This window comes from Microcystis sp. T1-4, assembly GCF_000297435.1.
GTDB lineage: Bacteria > Cyanobacteriota > Cyanobacteriia > Cyanobacteriales > Microcystaceae > Microcystis.
The window spans coordinates 1-18289 of the sequence record NZ_CAIP01000390.1; the positions used below are offsets into that span (position 1 = coordinate 1).

Below are 18289 nucleotides of genomic sequence, written 5' to 3' on the forward strand. Positions count from 1 at the left end.
GTTTTCTTTATCTTTGTTCTAGTAGTTCATAGCCTATATTTTCTGCTACAGATGAATTCTTTTAACTCTTTAACCAAAAAACACTATAGCATCAGCTTACTTGCTTCCCTGTGCATTTATTCAATTTGGTTAACCCGGATTTTTACCAGTCGATTTACTGTTTTTGGATGGTCAGAAGGCAGTTTACCTCTAGGGGTACTTGGGCAAAGATGGGTAGGAATGATTGCTCGTTTATTTTATAATTTTAGTTTAGCCAATCCCACCATCACCCCGATTATTGAATACTGCCTAATTATCCTTGTCATCATCTCCTTTATTTATCTGGGCAAAAAAGCCGATAAAAAAGTTTTTACCCTGATCATTCTCCTGACAATTATCCCCTTTTTCTCTCTTTTAGCTTGGGATCTAATCCGAGGATTTCGCTACACGGCTGTGGGCAGATTTTACCTACCGAGTTTTCTCGGTGTGCTGCTGGCAGTTACCTTTTTACTAAGCAACGGATTACAGCAGCGCCAAGGCTGGGCAAAAATTCTCTTAATATTCTTGCTAGTTCTCGGATTAATTGCCAAAATTCCCTATCCACCGCCGGCAACTAGATATGTGGGCTATGGTAGCAATATTCCCAATGCTTATACAATGATTAATCGCAGTCAAAAACCTCTAATTATTTCAGAACATTGGTTAGATACCTTGCCCCTGATTCATACCACCGCTGCTAAGACAAAGTATTTATTTGTTCAGTCGGACCCTAGGGTTTCCATCCCATCCTTAAAAAATCAATTTACCGATATTTATCTCCTCAATCCTTCCCCCAGTCTCAGAAAATATTTAGATGACCGGTCTGTACAATTATCCCCTACGGAAAATCAAGCCTTTTGGCGAATTGATTAAAAAGCCATTAACCCCTCTTGCCAAAACGGACCACAACCTGATAGACTCAATAAATCAAGGCTTCGGGGAATAGGATCGGGCAGTTCATCCCTAAGAGGGATTGACTTTTACAAGGGTTTATGCTCGCTCCACTGGAGAGTCCCCGAAATCCGGTGATTAAGAGTTTTAGCCTCTCGGCTACTGGACTGACTAAGCAGACCTAACCAATTCAACTGTATGATACCGAGTCAAGACATCGGCGAGGCAGTAGATTCAGTCAGGAAAACTGACGCACAAGACTTCTCTAATTTAATGCCTAGACCTGGCTGGCAACAAGTGGCGGGTTTAGGTAGAGGCTGTTTGTGGTATTGAACCCCGATTCTTTTCGTTCTTTACCGGTTTTAGTGATTGCCAATAGGGATTTTAAGCCCGTAATTGGTTAAAAATTTCTATTTATTCGCAAAAATCCCCAGTCGCTCCCTGTACTAATCCTAGAGATCGACTTCATAATTAGTAATTTTCCCCAACCCATTCTCTGGAAATGACCTTCCAGAACAATTTAGTTATTTTATGAGTAGCAATGCTTTAACCGATCGTGAACATCTAATCGAACTGTATAATCGAGGTGAACGCAACTTTGCCGAAGTCAGACTTAGCGGAGTCAATTTAAAGAGACAGTGTTTAAACCAGATTAATCTAAGTCATAGTTACTTAAAACGGGCTAATTTAACCGAAGCTTGTTTAATTAACGCTAATTTTAGTGCTGCTTCCCTAGAAGAGGTTAATTTAAGCAAAGCTTGTCTTATCGATGCTAACCTAACCAAAGCCGAGCTTTCTGGGGCAAATTTGCGCCAAACTAACCTAAGCGGCGCAATTTTGAGTAATACCATTCTCAAAAAGGCTGATTTAAGTTCTGCCTGTTTAATTCACAGTAGCTTACTTTTTGCCCAACTATTCAAAGCAAATCTGGAAGCGGCTAATCTCACCTCAGCCACTTTAACCCATGCCATGGCGGTGAAAGTTAACCTAAAACGGGCTATTCTCACTCGTGCTATTCTTAGCTCTGCTAATCTTAGCCATGCTAACTTAAAAGAGGCTAACCTAATTCGAGCCTATCTCTATCAAGCTAATCTGGAAAACTGCCAGCTTCAATACGCCGACCTCAGCTATGCCGATTTGCGCGGAGCGGATTTACGGGGGGCGGATTTACGTTATGCTAACCTGGAAGGGGCTAATCTGACGGGAGCTAACCTCAATTGTAGTGATTTTGAGGGAGCTAACTTAACCGGTGCCGATTTAAGCAAAACTGACGCAAATAAAGCCAATTTTCGCCAGGCTAACTTAACCGGTTGTAATCTGCTCGGTGCTAATTTAGCCTCCGCTAACCTTTACGGTGCTAATCTACACCAAGCGGGATTACTCTTGAGTTATTTAGTGGGAAGCAATCTTAAACGAGCTAATCTCAAACGAGCTAACTTAATTGGGGCGATTTTAACCGAAAATAATCTTCTTTCCGCTTCCCTCGAAGAAACTATTCTTCCTAACGGTAGTCGCGGTAATCTCCTTTCCTAATATAGCAATTTCCATAGTTGTGAGGTACAGAGTCTTAGGTTTTGAGGAGTCAGGAGTTAAGATTTTGGTGTACCTCATGAGATTGGGAAACGCTATATTCCTAGAAAAACCTGGTTGTAGAGACTTTTCTGCCGAGGTTTCTATAACCGTGGGGAGTGGGGAGACCACTTCGTGCGCGTTGCGGGGGGGAGATGGGAGAATAACTAGGGTCTGCTGAAAAAGTTTTTGCCGCAAACCCTATGATAGTTTTCTAAAAAAATACCTAACCAAATTTTTGGCTAGGTATCTATCAATTTACTTCCTTTGTCGAAAATGTTGCCAGATAATTTAACTAACACCAATTAGTGAAACCTGCAATTTAACATCGCCGCTACCTTTGTATATATCGGCTAATTGACTAATATTTTCTAACTCAATTGCGGGAGCAGTTCGTTTAATTAAACCAGTTAAAACTTTACCCGGTCCCACTTCGATCGCTTTTTCCACACCCACATCTGGCAATTTTAACATAATTTCTCGCCAGCGAACCGAGCTAGTCATCTGCTGAATGAGATAACTTTTTAATTCCTCCGCATCGGTGATCGGTTGGCTAGGATTAACATTAGAAATAACGGGAACTTTTGCAGACCGAAAATTAACCAATTCTAAAATCTGCTGAAATTGAATAGCGGCATTTTCCATCAAGGGAGAGTGAAAAGCACCGGATACTTTTAATGGCATAACCCGCTTAACTTTCACTTGACCTAATACCAAATCCACCGCTTCAGGAGTCCCAGAAATCACCACTTGTTCGGCACTATTATCATTAGCAATAACTACATTTTCCGTCTGATTAACCACTGTCTCTAGACTGGTGCGATCAAATTTCATTAAGGCGGCCATTTTGCCACCTTCGGCCGCATCCATCAAAAGGGAACGGTTTTGAACTAGATGTAATCCTGTTTCAAAATTAAACACCCTGGCCGCATACAAAGCCGAATATTCACCGAGACTATGACCGGCAACTAGATCGGGAAAATGACCTTTTTCTTGCAACAAATCCGCTAAAATACTCTCCACCACAAATAAACAAGGTTGAGTATAAAGAGTACGAGATAGGGTTTCTTCATCCCCTTGACATTTTTCCAAGACCGACCAACCGAGGATTCTTTCTGCTATTTCTAATCTCTCTTGGCCAAGCGCGCTTTCCGCTAAATCTCCAATCATTCCTAACGCTTGCGATCCTTGTCCCGGGAATATCCACGCTGTTTTCATAAGTTCTTAAAATAGATAGATGTGTTTGGGTCAGTTATCAGTTATCAGTTATCAGTTATCAGTTATCAGTTATCAGTTATCAGTTATCAGTTATCAGTTATCAGTTATCAGTTATCAGTTATCAGTTATCAGATGTGAGTTTTTAGTTTACTGTTTACTGGTTACTGGTTACTGTTTACTGTTTACTGTTTACTGTTTACTGTTTACTGAATTAATCTCCCCAACGGAAGATAATCCCACCCCAGGTTAAACCGGCACCAAAGCCAGAAGAAGCAATAATATCACCTTTTTTGATCTTACCACTCCTGACCGCTTGATCGAGAGCTAGAGGAATCGAGGCCGCGGAGGTGTTGCCATACTCGCTGAGATTGCTGATCACTTTTTCTGGAGGCAGTTTCAGGCGCTCGCTCACCGCGTCCATAATTCTTTGATTAGCTTGGTGCAGAACTAACCAATCGATGTCACTGGTGGTTAAATTAGCCCGATAGAGAGCTTTTTCGATGACCTCTGGCACTTTCGCCACGGCAAAACGATAGACTTCCCGTCCGTTCATCCTTAGGGGCTTATAAGTCCCTTTTTGAACGCTTACCCCCTGCTTAAGGAGCAATTCCTCCCCCTGATATGCGAGATTAAGAGAACTATTCTGGCTGCCGTCGCTATGGAGTTCAAAACCGAGAATGTTATCTTTTGTATCATTTGCTTGACAAACCACAGCACCTGCCCCATCCCCAAAGAGGACACAGGTAGCGCGATCGTTCCAATCCACCCAACGGGAGAGAACATCGGCCCCGATAACCAAGACATTGCGGTAAGTACCGGTACGGATAAACTGGGTGGCGGTGACTAATCCCACCAGAAAACCCGAACAGGCGGCGGTGAGATCAAAAGCGATCGCCCGATTGGCCCCGATCTGACCTTGAACTTGGGCGGCACTACCGAACAGATCATCGGGGGTAGAAGTAGCCAAGAGAATCAGATCGATGTCCCTAGGCGACACCTGAGCCATTTCCAGAGCCTTAATCGCCGCTTGGGCTGCTAATTGGCTCAAAGACACCGATCGATCGGCTAAATAGCGTTTACCGATGCCAGTACGACTTTTAATCCACTCATCGGAAGTCTCGACAATTTGGCTGAGTTCTTCATTACTGAGAAATTGCCCTGGTGTGGCCGATCCACAACCGGTAATGACGACTGCTGCCCCGAATCCGCTCAAAATATTCCCCCCCTTTTCAGTTATCAGTTATCAGTTATCAGTTATCAGTGGGTCAGTTATCAGTGGGTCAGTTATCAGTGACCAGATTTGAGTATTAAGTGAGCAGTATTAAATAGCAGTTTCCCACTGTCTTTTCACTGATTACTGATCACTGAAAAGGCTCACAGCTTAATCTTCACTGTTCACCGACAACTTTTTTAATTGATGATGTCAGCTATTAGTTATCAGTTATCAGTGACCAGATTTGAGTATTAAGTGAGCAGTATTAAATAGCAGTTTCCCACTGTCTTTTCACTGATTACTGATCACTGATCACTGAAAAGGCTGACAGATTAATCTTCACTGTTCACCGACAACTTTTTTAATTGATGATGGTGGTCATTGTAGGCTTGAATGCGCTCAGAAACGCGATTATCAACGGCATTTTTCGCCTGTCGGATGGCGTTAAAAATTGAAGGCGCTTGGGAACTGCCGTGACTGATCACACAGACCCCATCGACTCCAAATAACAGCGCACCGCCGTGTTCCGCATGATCCATGCGTTGTTTGATCTGTTTCAGATTGGGTTTAATTAAAGCCGTCCCGACTTTACCCTGTATCCCCCTAGGTAATTCCTCTTTGAGAATTTGTAGGATAATTCCCCCCACCGCTTCGGCAAATTTTAACAGGACATTGCCGACAAAACCATCGCAGACGATCACATCAAATTGTCCCGATAGCACATCCCGTCCCTCAGCATTGCCGATAAAGGGTATTTGCTGGTTATTTTCTAACAATTCGTAGGTTTTTAGGGCGAGATCGTTACCTTTGCTGGCTTCTTCGCCGATATTGAGTAAACCGACTTGCGGTTCTTCAACACCCATAACGTATTTACTGTAAATTGTCCCCATTAGGGCAAACTGCTCTAAATATTTGGGTTTACAGTCCACATTCGCCCCGACATCGAGGATAATCACCGATTTACCTGCCAACATCGTCGGCAGCACCGCACCGATCGCCGGGCGATCGATTCCTTTTAAACGACCTAAACGCAGTAACGCTGCCGCCATGGCTGCCCCGGAGTGACCGGCGGACACCACCGCATCGGCGCGATTTTGTTTGACTAAATCCATGGCCACATTAATCGAGGCCGCTGGTTTGCGACGGATAGCGGTGATCGGTTCTTCGTCCATGGCCACCACTTCCTCTGCGTGGACGATGGTGAGATTCTTGGGACGGGGATGATGCTGGAAATAAGCCTCAATCCGTTCAGAATCGCCGACTAATAATACTTCTACATCTAATTCTTCGGAAGCTCGCATCGATCCCGCGATAATCTCGTTGGGAGCGTGGTCACCTCCCATCGCATCTACCGCGATTCTTGCCCGATTTAATGCCGTTTCTGCCATTGAGTCAGTGGGATAGAAATCTTTAATAAGTTGAGCGGCAGCTCTTGACAAAAGCTGGCCGATCGAGGATTAGTGTTTTCTGATCGAGCAATTGTTAAAAATTACCAATCATCTCTATACAATAAGGCATCATTGCGATTAAGGAAAAGATGTTCTCAGTTTTTAATTTGGCAGTTTTCGGCTTTCTCTTCGGTTGGCTGGGGGGGCAATCCCAACCGATCGCCAATATTCCCCTAATTTCTTGGCAAAATCAGCCTATTTTTGACCTTCCCACCGCTCCCGATCCCCGGGTGGCGGCGATCGTGGCCGATTATCTGCAAGACTTGAGGAAAAAAGGTTTAAACTCTGGTCAACAACGGGTCTTAATTGAGACGGAATGGGCTGATTTAGCTGACCATCAGGGTAATCTGCCCGCTTCGGGGGCTTCTTTAACTAAAATTGCCACTACTCTCGCCGCCGTGGAAACCTGGCCTCTCGATCATCGTTTTGCTACTCGTTTTTACAGCACGGGAGAGGTAAAAAACGGGGTGTTAGAGGGAGATTTAATTATTGAAGGGTCAGGGGATCCTCTCTTTGTCTGGGAAGAAGCGATCGCAGTGGGCAATGGCCTTGATCAATTAGGCATCCGTCAGGTCAAAGGCGATCTGATCATTACGGGTAAATTCGCCATGAATTTTCAAACCGATCCCCTCAAAGCGGGAGAATTGCTGATAATTGGGCTTGATCAATCGAAATGGTCAAAAGAAACCGAAAAAGCTTTTCAAAGCCTTCCTAGCGGCACACAAGCCCCACAGGTGAAGATTTTGGGCATGGTTCGAGCGAGTCAAATTCGCCCCGAAAATGCCCGATTATTGTTGGGTCATCAGTCCTTAACTTTAACGGAACTGTTGCGTCAGATGAATATTTATAGTAATAACGTCATGTCAGAAATGTTAGCGGAGTTGCTCGGTGGCCCGGCGGCAGTGGACGCAATTAATACTAAAATCACTGGGGTAGGAGCGGAAGAAATTCAATTAATTAATGGTTCGGGATTGGGGGTAGAAAATCGCTTGTCTCCCCGGGCAGTTATTGAGATTCTTAAAGCATTGGATCGCAAGTTAGCCAATCAACCGATCAAAGTCGCTGATTTATTTCCGGTGGGGGGACGCGATACCAAAGGAACTATGCAGTGGCGGGCTATTCCCAAAGGAGTAGTGATTAAAACTGGCACTTTAGCCCAAGTTAGTGCCTTAGCTGGAGAAATTCCCACCCAAGAAAGGGGTAAAGTTTGGTTTGTAATTATGAATGCTGGTAGTGGCAATATCGAGGGATTCAGAAATCAGCAGGATCGGGTGTTACAAGCTTTAGATCAACACTGGCAAATTCTCCCGGAAGCTACTAAAGGATCGATTCCTGAAAGGGCCTTTTTAGGTGATCCTAGTCGGGTAAGTCAGGGTTTCTAAGGGGTAGATATCAACTTGACAATCAAATTTAGTTTGATGGTGAGGAACTTTAGCAAGGTTTTATATTCACTTTTGCCGATAAACTGACTACTTTTCTGCCATTTTCTCCTTGTCTTTGCTGCCAATCGGTAAACAAATCATAGTGACAAAATTTTGCCAGTTTTTCCCGAAATTGAGCAAAGGATGTGATGTGTGGTTAAACGGGGTGCATCTCACATTTGCAGAAATACCGACAATCAGCAATTATCAGTGACTCTTAAACTGGTACAAATATATCAACAATCGCGTGTAAGCATCCCACCGAAAAACTAATGCGCGGGGGGTTTGGGGGCGGCGCCACGCCCCCAACGGGGGGTTTGGGGGGTAGAACCCCCCAAAGGCTTGGATTGAGTGATAAAATCGGAAGTGATCACCAATTTTAGAAGATAGTTTCCCTTTAAAAATCCCAACTCAGTAGATTTACAAAAATGAGATGTACTCGGTTAAACGCATCCAGGAATTTTTAAGGATAAAAACACATTTGCGGTAAACCAAGGGATTCTTCCCAACCCATCATGAGATTGAGACATTGTACCGCTTGTCCCGATTGTCCCTTAACTAAATTATCGATCGCTGACATCACGATCACTCGATCGGTTCTCGGATCCACTTCAATACCGAGATAACATAAATTAGTACCACAGGCCCATTTAGTTTGTGGATAGACTCCCCCGGGTAGGATTTTGACAAAGGGAGAAGTGCGATAAAAAGCATTGTAGATAGTGATTAAATCATCCCGCACCAGATTAGGATCCCGTAAAGTGGCGTAAACTGTGGACAGGATACCCCGAACCATGGGCATTAAATGGGGAGTAAACTGGACGCGCACCTCATGACCGGCTAAATCACCGCAAATCTGCTCGATTTCGGGAGTATGACGGTGTTTTCCCGCTACATTATAGGCCCCGACCGAACTATCTGCTTCTGCCAATAACATATTAATTTTAGCTTGTCTTCCCCCTCCCGAAGTTCCCGATTTGGCATCGATAATCGTGGTTTCCGGGACAATTAAACCCTGTTTTAACAGGGGAGAAATCGCCATTAAACTAGCGGTAGGATAACATCCGGGGCAACCGATTAAAGAGGCATTTTTAATATCTTCCCGATAAAGTTCCGGTAAACCGTACACAGCCTTTGCTGCGATCGCTTGATCCTGACGTTCCTTGCCATACCATTTACTATAGGTTTCTAGGCTAGTAAAACGATAATCTGCCGACAGGTCTAACACTTTACAGCCTTTAGCGAGCAAAGGAGGGGCTAAATCACAGGCTAAACCATTGGGTAAACCCAAGAAAACCACTTGACAACGGGAGGCAATTGTGTCTAAATCGATCGCCTCCACATTAAGATTAATGCTATGTCCGAGATGGGGATATAAATCACTGTAGGGTTTCCCCGCGCTACTATCGCCCCCCAGATACGCTAATTCGACAAGGGGATGTTCTTTGAGCAAACGTACCAACTGTACGCCACCATATCCGGAAGCGCCGACAATACCCACTGAAACCTTCTGTCCTTGCGTCATTTCCCTTATTCCTAAAAATCCTTACCGTTAATATAACGTTTTGCTCTGGCTGAATTTTAGCCTAACCGACAGGATTTAAATCAAAAAACTTCCTGTAAAAATCTAGTATCTCGGCCGGGTTGTCCATAAACCGTCAATTTCTCTTGATCCCTAGGCGGTTATCTTAATGATGAAGTACAAAGTTTTCCTTTTAGGGAGTCGTTCATCGGCAGATGAGGCCAAATTAGGTTAAACTCCATCTTGAGGAGAAAAGCTCTAATTCAATCCCCCATATTTACAATTTTGATCGCACTGTAAATTGATAATCTCCTCCCGGTTCTAATTGATAATCGTAGCGTTCTAAAAACCGATTCAAGGGTTCAAAAATCAAAGCCCTACCTAGGGACGGTTGTACTAATAACTTACCTTGAAGAAAATGCCATTGAAACCGCCATTGATATTGTTCCGTCCGCACTTCTCCCTCTAATTTCCCCGTTTGCCAAGATTGCTTAATTATCCGCACATAAGCCGTACTTTCTGGTCGATTACCGCCACTCACCTGAATCCTACCTATAGATTAAATATCAAACATTAAGATAGCGAATTAATCCTTGTTTGTCATTACTTGAGCTAATTTTCTCGACTTTATTCTGGGGAAGTGACTTCATTAACCTTAGAAACCAAGACATTTAACTGAAAAGGTCGCCCCATTTCCTTAGTAATGAATTCTTCCAACAATTCCACCTGTCTGGGGGTAATGCTTTCGGCGGTTCTTACTACTAATCTCACCCGGGGAGGTTGCTTGAGCCAATTAATCGAAGATTCCAATAATTCTGCCCGTTGAAAAGTAATTGTTCGTTGTAATAAAGCTTTTTTGAGCAACCTTGCTAAACGAGCTTGATTGGCCAGAGTTGTAAAACTTATTCCTAAGGGAATTAGCAAAACTGCTGTCAGGATAGAAGTTAAAACTATCGCATTACGCGCCCGATGAAAATTAGAATAACCAGCCAGCAAAAAGACCAACAAACAGGAGAGAGCAATGCCTAATAAATTGGTAATATATAACAGAGTCGCCCCCAAACTTAGGACCCAATTGCCTTGGGATAATCCTAACCCGATCGTACAAACTGGCGGCATTAAAGCCACGGCGATTGCTGTTCCCGCTAAAGTACCTGAAATTTTCGGTTCTATTTTGGCATAACCACTGATTGCCCCCGCAGTAATTGCCACTCCTAAATCTAAAAGATTCGGTTGAGAACGAGCTTGAATTTCACTACCAAATTCGGAAATTCCGATCAATAATCCCAGCAACCAAGCTATCACTAAAGCGATGATCGTACCGACTAAAATTGCCAGGGCTGACTTACGAATTAATCGCCAACTGCCAATTAAACCACCAAAAGCTAGACTACGAATCGGCAACATTAAAGGGGCAATAATCATTGCCCCAATAATCACGGCTGCACTATTGGCAACTAAGCCTAAAGTAGCGATCGTACAAGAACTAACAATCAAAGCTAGATAGGGAAAATCGAGGGACGCTTCTGACCATAAATCGCGCCACATAGCCCTGGATTGTTGCCAGGCCAAAGGTTTTCTTGAGAACCACGAGTGGGGCTGTTCTTTTCTCGTCATTGTGCTGAGGAAGATAAACTTTTCTTTTACTTATAACTTTTTTTGTCTAATCAATGTATATTTGTATCATTTTCTTTAACTAATCTTACCATTTTTTTCTTCGCCTCGATCGATGAAACCTCCTGGCCTCTGCCGACCGCCTTCGTTAACGCTACTAGGCCGGGTAGAAGTTAGCCAAGAAATTACCGACGAAACCCGACAGATTGATCTATTTTTTTCGCCTCATCCAGCGGGGCAAATAACTGTCGATAATCTAGGATTATTAGGTCAAATTGCCCTAAATAGCACTCTCCTAGAACCCTGTGGAAATACAAAATATTTTAGAAGAAGAAGATCGAGAGGTGTTTATGATGTTATCGCAAACTTATCTGGAATGGAAAGAAGCAGTGAGACGACAGGCTAGACAAGAAGCTCTTGAAGAAGGTCTTCAAGCAGGTCTTCAAGAGACGCATCGGGGGATGATCGAAAATTTACTACAAGTGCGCTTTGGACAGTTAGATGATTCTTTTAATCTCGTGATTGAGGGATTGTTATCCTTATCCCCGGGCGAATCTAGCCGTTTATTAATCGAATCCGCCTGCGAGGACTTATTTAAGCGTTTTCACGCTATAACTCCCCAGTAGATGGAAGTAGGGGAGATGGGAGATGGGGGATGGGAGAGGGGAGAAAAAAGCTGACACTGATAACTGATGACTGATAACTGATAACTGACTCCCGACTTCTAACCCAATGTTGGACAAAGATAAACAAAAATTATCTATTGACTCCAAAAACTTGAGAATATTTAAATTAACATTTCGCAATATTTACAAATTCTTAAGAATTAATTGAGAAAGATTTTTATTTAACAACGATGTTGTAATGGTTACAGCGATTTGATAAAATTTCATAGTGGGTTATTCTGTGCTTTTTTGGACAGCAATGGTTGAAACCCTTGCTACACCTACAGGGTGATCTAATTAAGACGGGTAAATCGGTCAATTTTACCCACAACGATGATCTTTTTTTTGTGTAGTTTTATTGCAAAGAAAAAGTTTTTTTGACAAAAAGCGCAAAGTATGCAGTAGCAGTTATGGCAGAGTGGGGAAGTGGGGAAGTGGGGGAATTTCAACTAAAACCCTAAAACCCCAACACCCCAAAACCCTATCACCCGACCACTGATCACTGAATTTACCGTTTAGCGGCAACAATGGCAAAAACGGTGGTATGGGGATCGTCTTTTAAAGTCACCCCTTCCGGCATTTTTAAATCACCCACGAGCAAAGATTGCCCCACACCGATGCCCGACACATCAAATTCGATCACTTCCGGGATATTATCGGCAATACAGGAGACATTAACTTCGTTAACGAACTGTTCGATTAAACCGCCCTGTTTGGTTCCGATCGCTTCTCCAATGGCTTTAATGGGAACAACGATATCGAGCTTACCGTGAGCAGATACCGAGAAGAAACTGAGATGATAGAGATTTCTTTTCCAGGGATGAGATTGCACCTCTTGGATCAAAGCCTTTCCCGTCCAGGGCATTTCGGGAACATTCACATCCACCAGGGTATTATTTACCGAAGCCTTTTTAAGCAGGGTTAAGGCCGCTTTTTCTCCCACCACCAGAGAAACCGATTCCGTGCCGTTGTGGCCGTAGAGAACCGCCGGGATCAAACCCTGACGACGTAGGGCCCTGGGGTTAATATTTTCGGGTCTTTTTTGACATTCAACGCTAACTTGCATAGTTGACTAATCCTCTTTAGCAATGATTTAAAATTCGTAATTATCCCAAGGTGAGCCATTTTCGTCCAAAAGAGCGCGTTTTGGTCCGTGAATGGGATCTTCAACGATAATAGTTTGGTCGCGACTAGCTCCTAGGGAGATAATCGCGATCGGTACTTCCATAATCGCCCCTAGGAATTTTAGATAATCGAGGGCCTGTTTAGGCAGGTCTTCCAGACTGCGACAATCACTGGTGGGTTGTTGCCACCCCGGCATCGTTCGGTAAATCGGTTGACAACGGGCGAATTCCCCGGCACTACTGGGTAAATGGCGACAGGTTTTGCCGTCCAATTGGTAGGCCACACAGACTTTGATTTCCTCTAGGGTATCGAGAACATCCAACTTGGTGATCGCTAGACAGTCTAAACCATTGATTCGCACCGCATAACGACCGATCACCGCGTCAAACCAACCACAGCGACGACGACGGCCGGTGGTGGTCCCGAATTCCGCCCCCCGATCACACAATAACTGCTCGATCTCCCCCTCTAATTCCGTGGGAAATGGCCCTTCCCCCACCCTAGTGGTGTAAGCTTTGGCCACACCGATCACTCGATCGATTACCGTCGGACCGATACCAGAACCCACACAAGCACCCCCAGCGATCGGATTGGAGGAGGTAACGTAGGGATAGGTTCCGTGATCGAGGTCAAGTAGGGTGCCTTGGGCCCCTTCAAAAAGAATATTCTTACGCTTGCGGATTGCTTCGTAGATTTTTAGGGAACTATCGACCACATGGGGACGTAGTTTCTCGGCATATTCTAGATATTCCTCGATCACCGTCTTCGGCTCTAAAGGCGGTAAGTTATATAACTTTTCTAAAATGACGTTTTTATAATTGGTCGTCCATTCTAGTTTTTGCCGCAGATTCTCGGTATTCATCAAGTCGATGACTCGAATGCCGATGCGCTCGGATTTGTCGGCATAGGTGGGGCCGATACCCCTTCCCGTGGTGCCGATTTTATATTTACCCCGTTTTTCCTCGGATGCTTGATCGAGCAGCCGGTGATAGGGCATAGTGACATGAGCCGTTTGCGAGATATAGAGATTGTCCGTGGTAACATTGAGGGCGTGTAATTGCGCCATCTCTTTTAGTAACACCGAGGGATCTATGACTGTTCCCGAGCCGATTATACATTCCGTATCCGGGTAGAGAATCCCGGAGGGAATTAGATGGAGTTTGAACGTTTGATCATCGACGACGACGGTATGACCCGCATTTACGCCACCTTGAGAACGCACCACCACATCCGCCGATCGACTCAGCAGATCCGTGATTTTTCCTTTTCCTTCGTCGCCCCATTGAGCGCCGATTACAATAACGTTAGCCAAGGTATTTTAGTCTAGCTAAAGTTCACACAAACTCCTATTATCTCTCTTGGCCAATACAACTGTCAAGTTATCTCTCTTCGCTAATTGCGGGGAGAAGGCGAGGGTAAAACTCGCCTATTTTCAGGGTTTATTGACCTTCCCGACTGATTTGACGCTCGATAGTTTCGATAGCGGCATTTAATCCCGCTAGACGGGTTTCGAGGTCGTCGCGCATCCATTTAAGGAATGTTAACTTACGCTCTTGATATTCTTGGCGGGAAGTGCTGCCACAAGTGTTAAAGAAAAAGGGAAACATAGATCTAAGGGGCCTGCTATAACTCTACGTCTCCTATCTTGACGAAAATTTCCCAAAAAGTCTAACCGTTAAGTCGCCATAATAACCATAGACCCAACCCAAAACCGAAAAAGTTAGGCAGCCAGGCAGCCAGGAAAGGGGAAAGGGTGGCGGTTAGTCCCAAGCTGCCCACTAAGAAGTTTAAAAGATAGTAGAGAAAAACAATAGCGACGCTGAGACCGAAACTGGTTCCCCGACCGATTCTTTGCGGTAGAGAACCCAAGGCACAGCCGATGGTAGCAAAGACGATGCAGACAAAGGGAAAGGCGATTTTTTGCTGGATTCGCACTTGAAAAAATCTGACTCTTTTATCATCGCCACTGAGTTTGAGCAGTTGCACATATTCGATCGCCTGTGGTATGTTCATCTCGTAGGGATCGCGGCTTTGACGAGCAAAATCGAAAGCGGAGCGAGATAAAGCGATTTTTTCGGCTTTAAAGGGGATAACTTGACTATAGGAGGCGTTAGGGGGGGTTAATTCATAGATAATGCCGTTAAAAAAGTCCCAGACGTTATCGACGGCATTCCAACGGGCCGAATCGGCGATAATAATTTGATTTAATTCTTGTTTTAGCCAACGGATAACGGTGACGGTTTTCATTTTTTCGCCGTCAAATTGTTCGGCATAAAATAAACTTCTTAAATTGCGATTAATCGTACCGTTCTCTAGGGTTTTTATTTCATAATCGGGATAATAAAAGTCTTTGTTTTGCCAAAAGCTTGCCTCTTTATTAATTTTCTGTACTAAAATTTCTGTAGCTCGATAATTAGCATTGGGAACCACATATTCATTTAATAAAAATGTCACCACTGTAACTATTAAACTCAGGCAAAAAGTTGGTATAAAAAGACGATAAAGAGTGACTCCACAGCTTTGCAGGGCAACGGTTTCGCTATCACTACTTAAACGTCCGTAGGTGATTAAAGTGGCCAATAAAAGAGAAACTGGCAGGGAATAGGTGACAAATTCTGGCACTTTTAACAGGAGAATTTCTAGGGCGGAAGCGAGGGGTAGATTGGCATCAACTACCTGATTAGCCAAATCGGAAAGATTGCCGATAGCTACTCCCAAAGAGGCAAATAAACCAACACTAAATAAAAATGGGGGTAGTAGTTGGCTGATCAGATAGCGATCAATGAGGGCAATACCTCCATTTACCCAGTAAGAAATCTTTTTCTTAATCATTGATTTTGGTTAACTCACTCCTCTTTTATCCCATTTCCTAACCCGCAGCCGTCTTGCCTATCCCTTCGGTTAGCCTATCATATTTTGTCTTTGACGAAAAACACCGCCGGAAGTTGTATGATTGCGGGGAGAGTGGACAGAAGTAAGGATTTGGGTAAGTGTAGATAATTTTTCTGTTCCTATTCCCCGATCATCCCCAGGTGAATTATGCTGCTAAACTGGCAAACTTTTACTATTCATAAACGAGTACCTTTAACGATTAGTCGCGGCACTACCAGCGAAAATACTAATATATGGCTGCAAATTAGCGAGGAAAATATCGAAGGGTGGGGAGAGGCATCTCCTTTTGATATTACCAGCGAGGAGAAAAAACCCGATAAAATCCTGCAAGAATTAAACTCGATCGCTCCTATTTTACAATCTTTTCACCCCTGTCAACGCCAAGAAATTGAAAAAATTTTATGGCAAAATCAGATATCTTCGGCTACTCGTGCCGCTATTGACACGGCACTGCACGACTGGTTAGGCAAAAAAGCTAATTTACCTCTCTGGCAAATTTTTGGACTCGATCGCTCTTTAATTCCGCCGGTTTCTGTTACTATCGGTTTAAATTCTCCAGAAAATGTGCAGAAAAGGCTGTTAGATTGGCTAGAAATTGGCGATTTTAGCTTATTAAAAATCAAATTAGGCTCACCGGACGGGATAGAAGCCGATCGAGCTATAATTCTGGCTATTAAAGCAATTGTCCCCCATTTGCCCCTAACTGTCGATGCTAATGGTGGTTGGAGATTTAGGGATGCGGTGAAAATGTGCCAATGGTTAAAGGAAAAAGGCGTTATTTATGTGGAACAACCCCTATCCGCGGGACAAGAACGAGATTTAATTGATTTATACCAAAAATCGCCCCTACCTATCTTCGTCGATGAAAGCTGTTTTTCTAGTCAAGATATCCCGAAACTGGCCGATCGAGTCCACGGCATTAATATTAAACTAATGAAAGCTGGCGGATTAGCCGAAGTGCAGAGAATGATTCATATTGCCCAAGCTTGCCGACTGCAAATTATGTTCGGATGTTACTCTGATAGCAGTTTAGCCAATACTGCCCTAGCACATCTTGGCCCGCTTGTCAACTATCTTGACCTAGATAGTCATTTAAATTTACGCGATGATCCCTTTACGGGTTTAAGCTTGGAAAGGGGACATTTACAAACAAATAATTTGCCCGGTTTGGGTGTTAGTTTACGGATAAAAGATGACTAATTATTTGACTCCTGACAAGAAAGTAGCGATTCTTCTCCACGAAGGAATCAAAGGAACTCGCGGCAAAACTGGGTTAAGTTATCTGCGTTACGGAAAAGCGCAGGTAGTGGCGATTATTGACGCAGAAAGCGCCGGCAGTACCTTAAAAGAAGTGGCCGGAATCGATCGCCCCTTGCCGATTGTTGCTAGTGTTAGGGAAGCTCTAACCTATCATCCCGATACCCTGTTAATTGGTATCGCACCCTCAGGAGGCATTTTACCACCCCATTGGCTAGAAGAAATCAAAGAGGCGGTAAATACAGGGTTATCCCTCGTTAATGGTCTCCATACACCCCTAAAACCCCTTTTTCCTCAGCTTAAACCGGATCAATGGATTTGGGATATCCGTCTGGAACCCCAAGACTTAAAAATTGGGCAAGCGCGGGCGAAAAATTTAACCTGTCAGCGTATTCTAACGGTAGGGACGGATATGAGTGTGGGCAAAATGTCCACTAGCATCGAATTACACCGATTTGCCCGAGAAAAAGGGCTAAAATCGCAATTTTTAGCCACTGGACAGGGGGGAATTATGATCGCGGGAAAAGGTGTACCCTTGGATGCAGTGCGCGTCGATTATGCTGCTGGTGCGATCGAGGCTTTGGTGTTAGAATCGGCAGAAAATAATGATATTCTGTTTATTGAGGGTCAAGGCTCCCTTTTACACCCTGGCTCCACCGCTACCTTACCCTTAATGCGTGGCACTCAACCAACGGGGTTAATTCTCGTCCATCGTGCCGGACAAATTCATATCAAAGATTTACCCGATATTCTCATCCCTCCCCTAACGGAAGTGATTAAACTCTACGAAATGACTGCCAGTGCTGGGGGAAGTTTCGGGGAGGTGAAGGTAAAAGGGATTAGTTTAAATACTTTTCATCTTAGTCCGGAGGCGGCAGTTAAAGCTATAGAAACTGTGCAGGAGGAAACGGGGTTATTTTGTACCGATGTTGTCCGTTTTGGCGGTCAAGGGTTATTATCAGTGATCAGTGATCAGTAAACAGTGATTGATTCAATCATAGTCGATGATTGGTGGTGGGTTACGAGGGATTGTTAGCTTGAATCCACATTCCGCACCCTAGGTTTTACGGCGTTGCTGAATCAAGGTATGAATGCCAAATGTGCATCGTATCCAAAAGTTAGTTTCAGTCTAGGTTTTAAAAATCCCAAAAAAGAAGGTTCATATCTCAAATCAGCAACGCCGGTTTTACTTATCACTAGGTAATAGGTGTAGGGGTAATTCATGAATTACCCCTACAATCGGCTACGTTTTTCTGGATGTTGTTAAATTTGGCTCTTCGTTACTCTTTATGCTAAATCAACATACAAGATGCCAAGATAACATACTTATAACCCGAAAATTCCGAAAGTTTCTAAAGCCATAGCCTCTTCGTTTTATTAGTTTAAGTTTATTGTTGATTCCCTCGACCACCCCATTCGTTGTCCTTCGCTCGAAA

At 43.8% G+C, this 18289-nt stretch carries 16 protein-coding genes and 1 pseudogene; 6 read left to right on the plus strand and 11 right to left on the minus strand.

Annotated features, from left to right (window positions below; genetic code table 11):
• Both MICAI_RS17780 and MICAI_RS17785 read left to right on the plus strand, forming a co-directional pair.
• A pseudogene (locus tag MICAI_RS17780) lies at positions 1-891 on the plus strand (hypothetical protein); the annotation flags it as partial.
• Between the two features lie 549 nt (positions 892-1440).
• Positions 1441-2442, plus strand: a complete 1002-nt coding sequence (locus MICAI_RS17785; RefSeq protein WP_008205466.1) for a pentapeptide repeat-containing protein — start codon at positions 1441-1443, stop codon at positions 2440-2442.
• Positions 2443-2769: 327 nt separating this feature from the next.
• On the opposite strand, the gene fabD is transcribed toward MICAI_RS17785, so the two are convergent.
• The 3 genes from fabD to plsX all read right to left on the minus strand — a co-directional run bounded on the left by fabD (position 2770) and on the right by plsX (position 6297).
• Positions 2770-3696: an ACP S-malonyltransferase gene (gene fabD / locus MICAI_RS17790; RefSeq protein ID WP_008205469.1), complete on the minus strand. Its 927-nt coding sequence runs from the start codon at positions 3694-3696 to the stop codon at positions 2770-2772.
• A gap of 211 nt (positions 3697-3907) precedes the next feature.
• Positions 3908-4909 carry a beta-ketoacyl-ACP synthase 3 gene (locus MICAI_RS17800; RefSeq protein ID WP_008205471.1) on the minus strand — a complete coding sequence of 334 codons (1002 nt, stop codon included), beginning with the start codon at positions 4907-4909 and terminating at the stop codon, positions 3908-3910.
• Positions 4910-5241: 332 nt separating this feature from the next.
• Positions 5242-6297 carry a phosphate acyltransferase PlsX gene (plsX, locus tag MICAI_RS17805; protein WP_008205473.1) on the minus strand — a complete coding sequence of 352 codons (1056 nt, stop codon included), beginning with the start codon at positions 6295-6297 and terminating at the stop codon, positions 5242-5244.
• A gap of 149 nt (positions 6298-6446) precedes the next feature.
• Between plsX and MICAI_RS17810 the strand changes: the two genes are divergently transcribed.
• The gene (locus MICAI_RS17810) at positions 6447-7739 is read left to right on the plus strand and encodes a D-alanyl-D-alanine carboxypeptidase (RefSeq protein ID WP_008205475.1); all 1293 of its coding nucleotides are present in this window, start codon (positions 6447-6449) and stop codon (positions 7737-7739) included.
• 502 nt (positions 7740-8241) lie between these two features.
• Here MICAI_RS17810 and argC read toward each other — a convergent pair.
• The 3 genes from argC to MICAI_RS17825 form a co-directional block, all read right to left on the minus strand.
• Positions 8242-9303: an N-acetyl-gamma-glutamyl-phosphate reductase gene (gene argC / locus MICAI_RS17815; protein WP_008205477.1), complete on the minus strand. Its 1062-nt coding sequence runs from the start codon at positions 9301-9303 to the stop codon at positions 8242-8244.
• 274 nt (positions 9304-9577) lie between these two features.
• Complete coding sequence (locus tag MICAI_RS17820; RefSeq protein ID WP_008205480.1) at positions 9578-9841, minus strand: DUF3146 family protein; 264 nt, start codon at positions 9839-9841, stop codon at positions 9578-9580.
• Between the two features lie 86 nt (positions 9842-9927).
• Complete coding sequence (locus MICAI_RS17825) at positions 9928-10917, minus strand: DUF389 domain-containing protein (protein WP_008205482.1); 990 nt, start codon at positions 10915-10917, stop codon at positions 9928-9930.
• 302 nt (positions 10918-11219) lie between these two features.
• On the opposite strand from MICAI_RS17825, the gene MICAI_RS27975 reads away from it, so the two are divergent.
• Complete coding sequence (locus MICAI_RS27975) at positions 11220-11540, plus strand: hypothetical protein (RefSeq protein ID WP_008205486.1); 321 nt, start codon at positions 11220-11222, stop codon at positions 11538-11540.
• Positions 11541-12087: 547 nt separating this feature from the next.
• Here MICAI_RS27975 and MICAI_RS17835 read toward each other — a convergent pair.
• The 4 genes from MICAI_RS17835 to MICAI_RS17845 all read right to left on the minus strand — a co-directional run bounded on the left by MICAI_RS17835 (position 12088) and on the right by MICAI_RS17845 (position 15536).
• Positions 12088-12645 carry a 50S ribosomal protein L25/general stress protein Ctc gene (locus MICAI_RS17835; RefSeq protein WP_002781534.1) on the minus strand — a complete coding sequence of 186 codons (558 nt, stop codon included), beginning with the start codon at positions 12643-12645 and terminating at the stop codon, positions 12088-12090.
• A 27-nt stretch (positions 12646-12672) separates the two neighbouring features.
• Entirely contained in the window at positions 12673-14016 is a 1344-nt protein-coding gene (locus MICAI_RS17840; protein ID WP_008205491.1) for an adenylosuccinate synthase, read from the minus strand.
• Positions 14017-14143: 127 nt separating this feature from the next.
• Entirely contained in the window at positions 14144-14311 is a 168-nt protein-coding gene (locus MICAI_RS26560) for a hypothetical protein (protein WP_008205493.1), read from the minus strand.
• A gap of 61 nt (positions 14312-14372) precedes the next feature.
• A complete protein-coding gene (locus MICAI_RS17845; RefSeq protein ID WP_008205494.1) occupies positions 14373-15536 on the minus strand; it encodes an LptF/LptG family permease in 1164 nt (387 codons plus the stop codon).
• A 207-nt stretch (positions 15537-15743) separates the two neighbouring features.
• Here MICAI_RS17845 and MICAI_RS17850 point away from each other — a divergent pair, with 207 nt between their 5' ends.
• Both MICAI_RS17850 and MICAI_RS17855 read left to right on the plus strand, forming a co-directional pair.
• Positions 15744-16796, plus strand: a complete 1053-nt coding sequence (locus MICAI_RS17850; RefSeq protein ID WP_008205496.1) for a dipeptide epimerase — start codon at positions 15744-15746, stop codon at positions 16794-16796.
• Positions 16789-17832, plus strand: a complete 1044-nt coding sequence (locus MICAI_RS17855) for a DUF1611 domain-containing protein (RefSeq protein ID WP_008205497.1) — start codon at positions 16789-16791, stop codon at positions 17830-17832. The genes MICAI_RS17850 and MICAI_RS17855 overlap by 8 nt, the downstream gene beginning before the upstream one ends.
• A gap of 318 nt (positions 17833-18150) precedes the next feature.
• Here the strand turns inward: MICAI_RS17855 and MICAI_RS24380 are convergent.
• Positions 18151-18289: transposase (locus MICAI_RS24380; RefSeq protein ID WP_198285311.1), on the minus strand; the 139-nt coding region annotated here is incomplete at its 5' end.

Coding starts and splice junctions, on each gene's coding strand:
- MICAI_RS17785 (WP_008205466.1), top strand. CDS start 1,441: ATGAGTAGCAATGCTTTAACCGATCGTGAACATCTAATCGAACTGTAT.
- fabD (WP_008205469.1), bottom strand. CDS start 3,696: ATGAAAACAGCGTGGATATTCCCGGGACAAGGATCGCAAGCGTTAGGA.
- plsX (WP_008205473.1), bottom strand. CDS start 6,297: ATGGCAGAAACGGCATTAAATCGGGCAAGAATCGCGGTAGATGCGATG.
- MICAI_RS17810 (WP_008205475.1), top strand. CDS start 6,447: ATGTTCTCAGTTTTTAATTTGGCAGTTTTCGGCTTTCTCTTCGGTTGG.
- argC (WP_008205477.1), bottom strand. CDS start 9,303: ATGACGCAAGGACAGAAGGTTTCAGTGGGTATTGTCGGCGCTTCCGGA.
- MICAI_RS17825 (WP_008205482.1), bottom strand. CDS start 10,917: ATGACGAGAAAAGAACAGCCCCACTCGTGGTTCTCAAGAAAACCTTTG.
- MICAI_RS17835 (WP_002781534.1), bottom strand. CDS start 12,645: ATGCAAGTTAGCGTTGAATGTCAAAAAAGACCCGAAAATATTAACCCC.
- MICAI_RS26560 (WP_008205493.1), bottom strand. CDS start 14,311: ATGTTTCCCTTTTTCTTTAACACTTGTGGCAGCACTTCCCGCCAAGAA.
- MICAI_RS17845 (WP_008205494.1), bottom strand. CDS start 15,536: ATGATTAAGAAAAAGATTTCTTACTGGGTAAATGGAGGTATTGCCCTC.
- MICAI_RS17850 (WP_008205496.1), top strand. CDS start 15,744: ATGCTGCTAAACTGGCAAACTTTTACTATTCATAAACGAGTACCTTTA.
- MICAI_RS17855 (WP_008205497.1), top strand. CDS start 16,789: ATGACTAATTATTTGACTCCTGACAAGAAAGTAGCGATTCTTCTCCAC.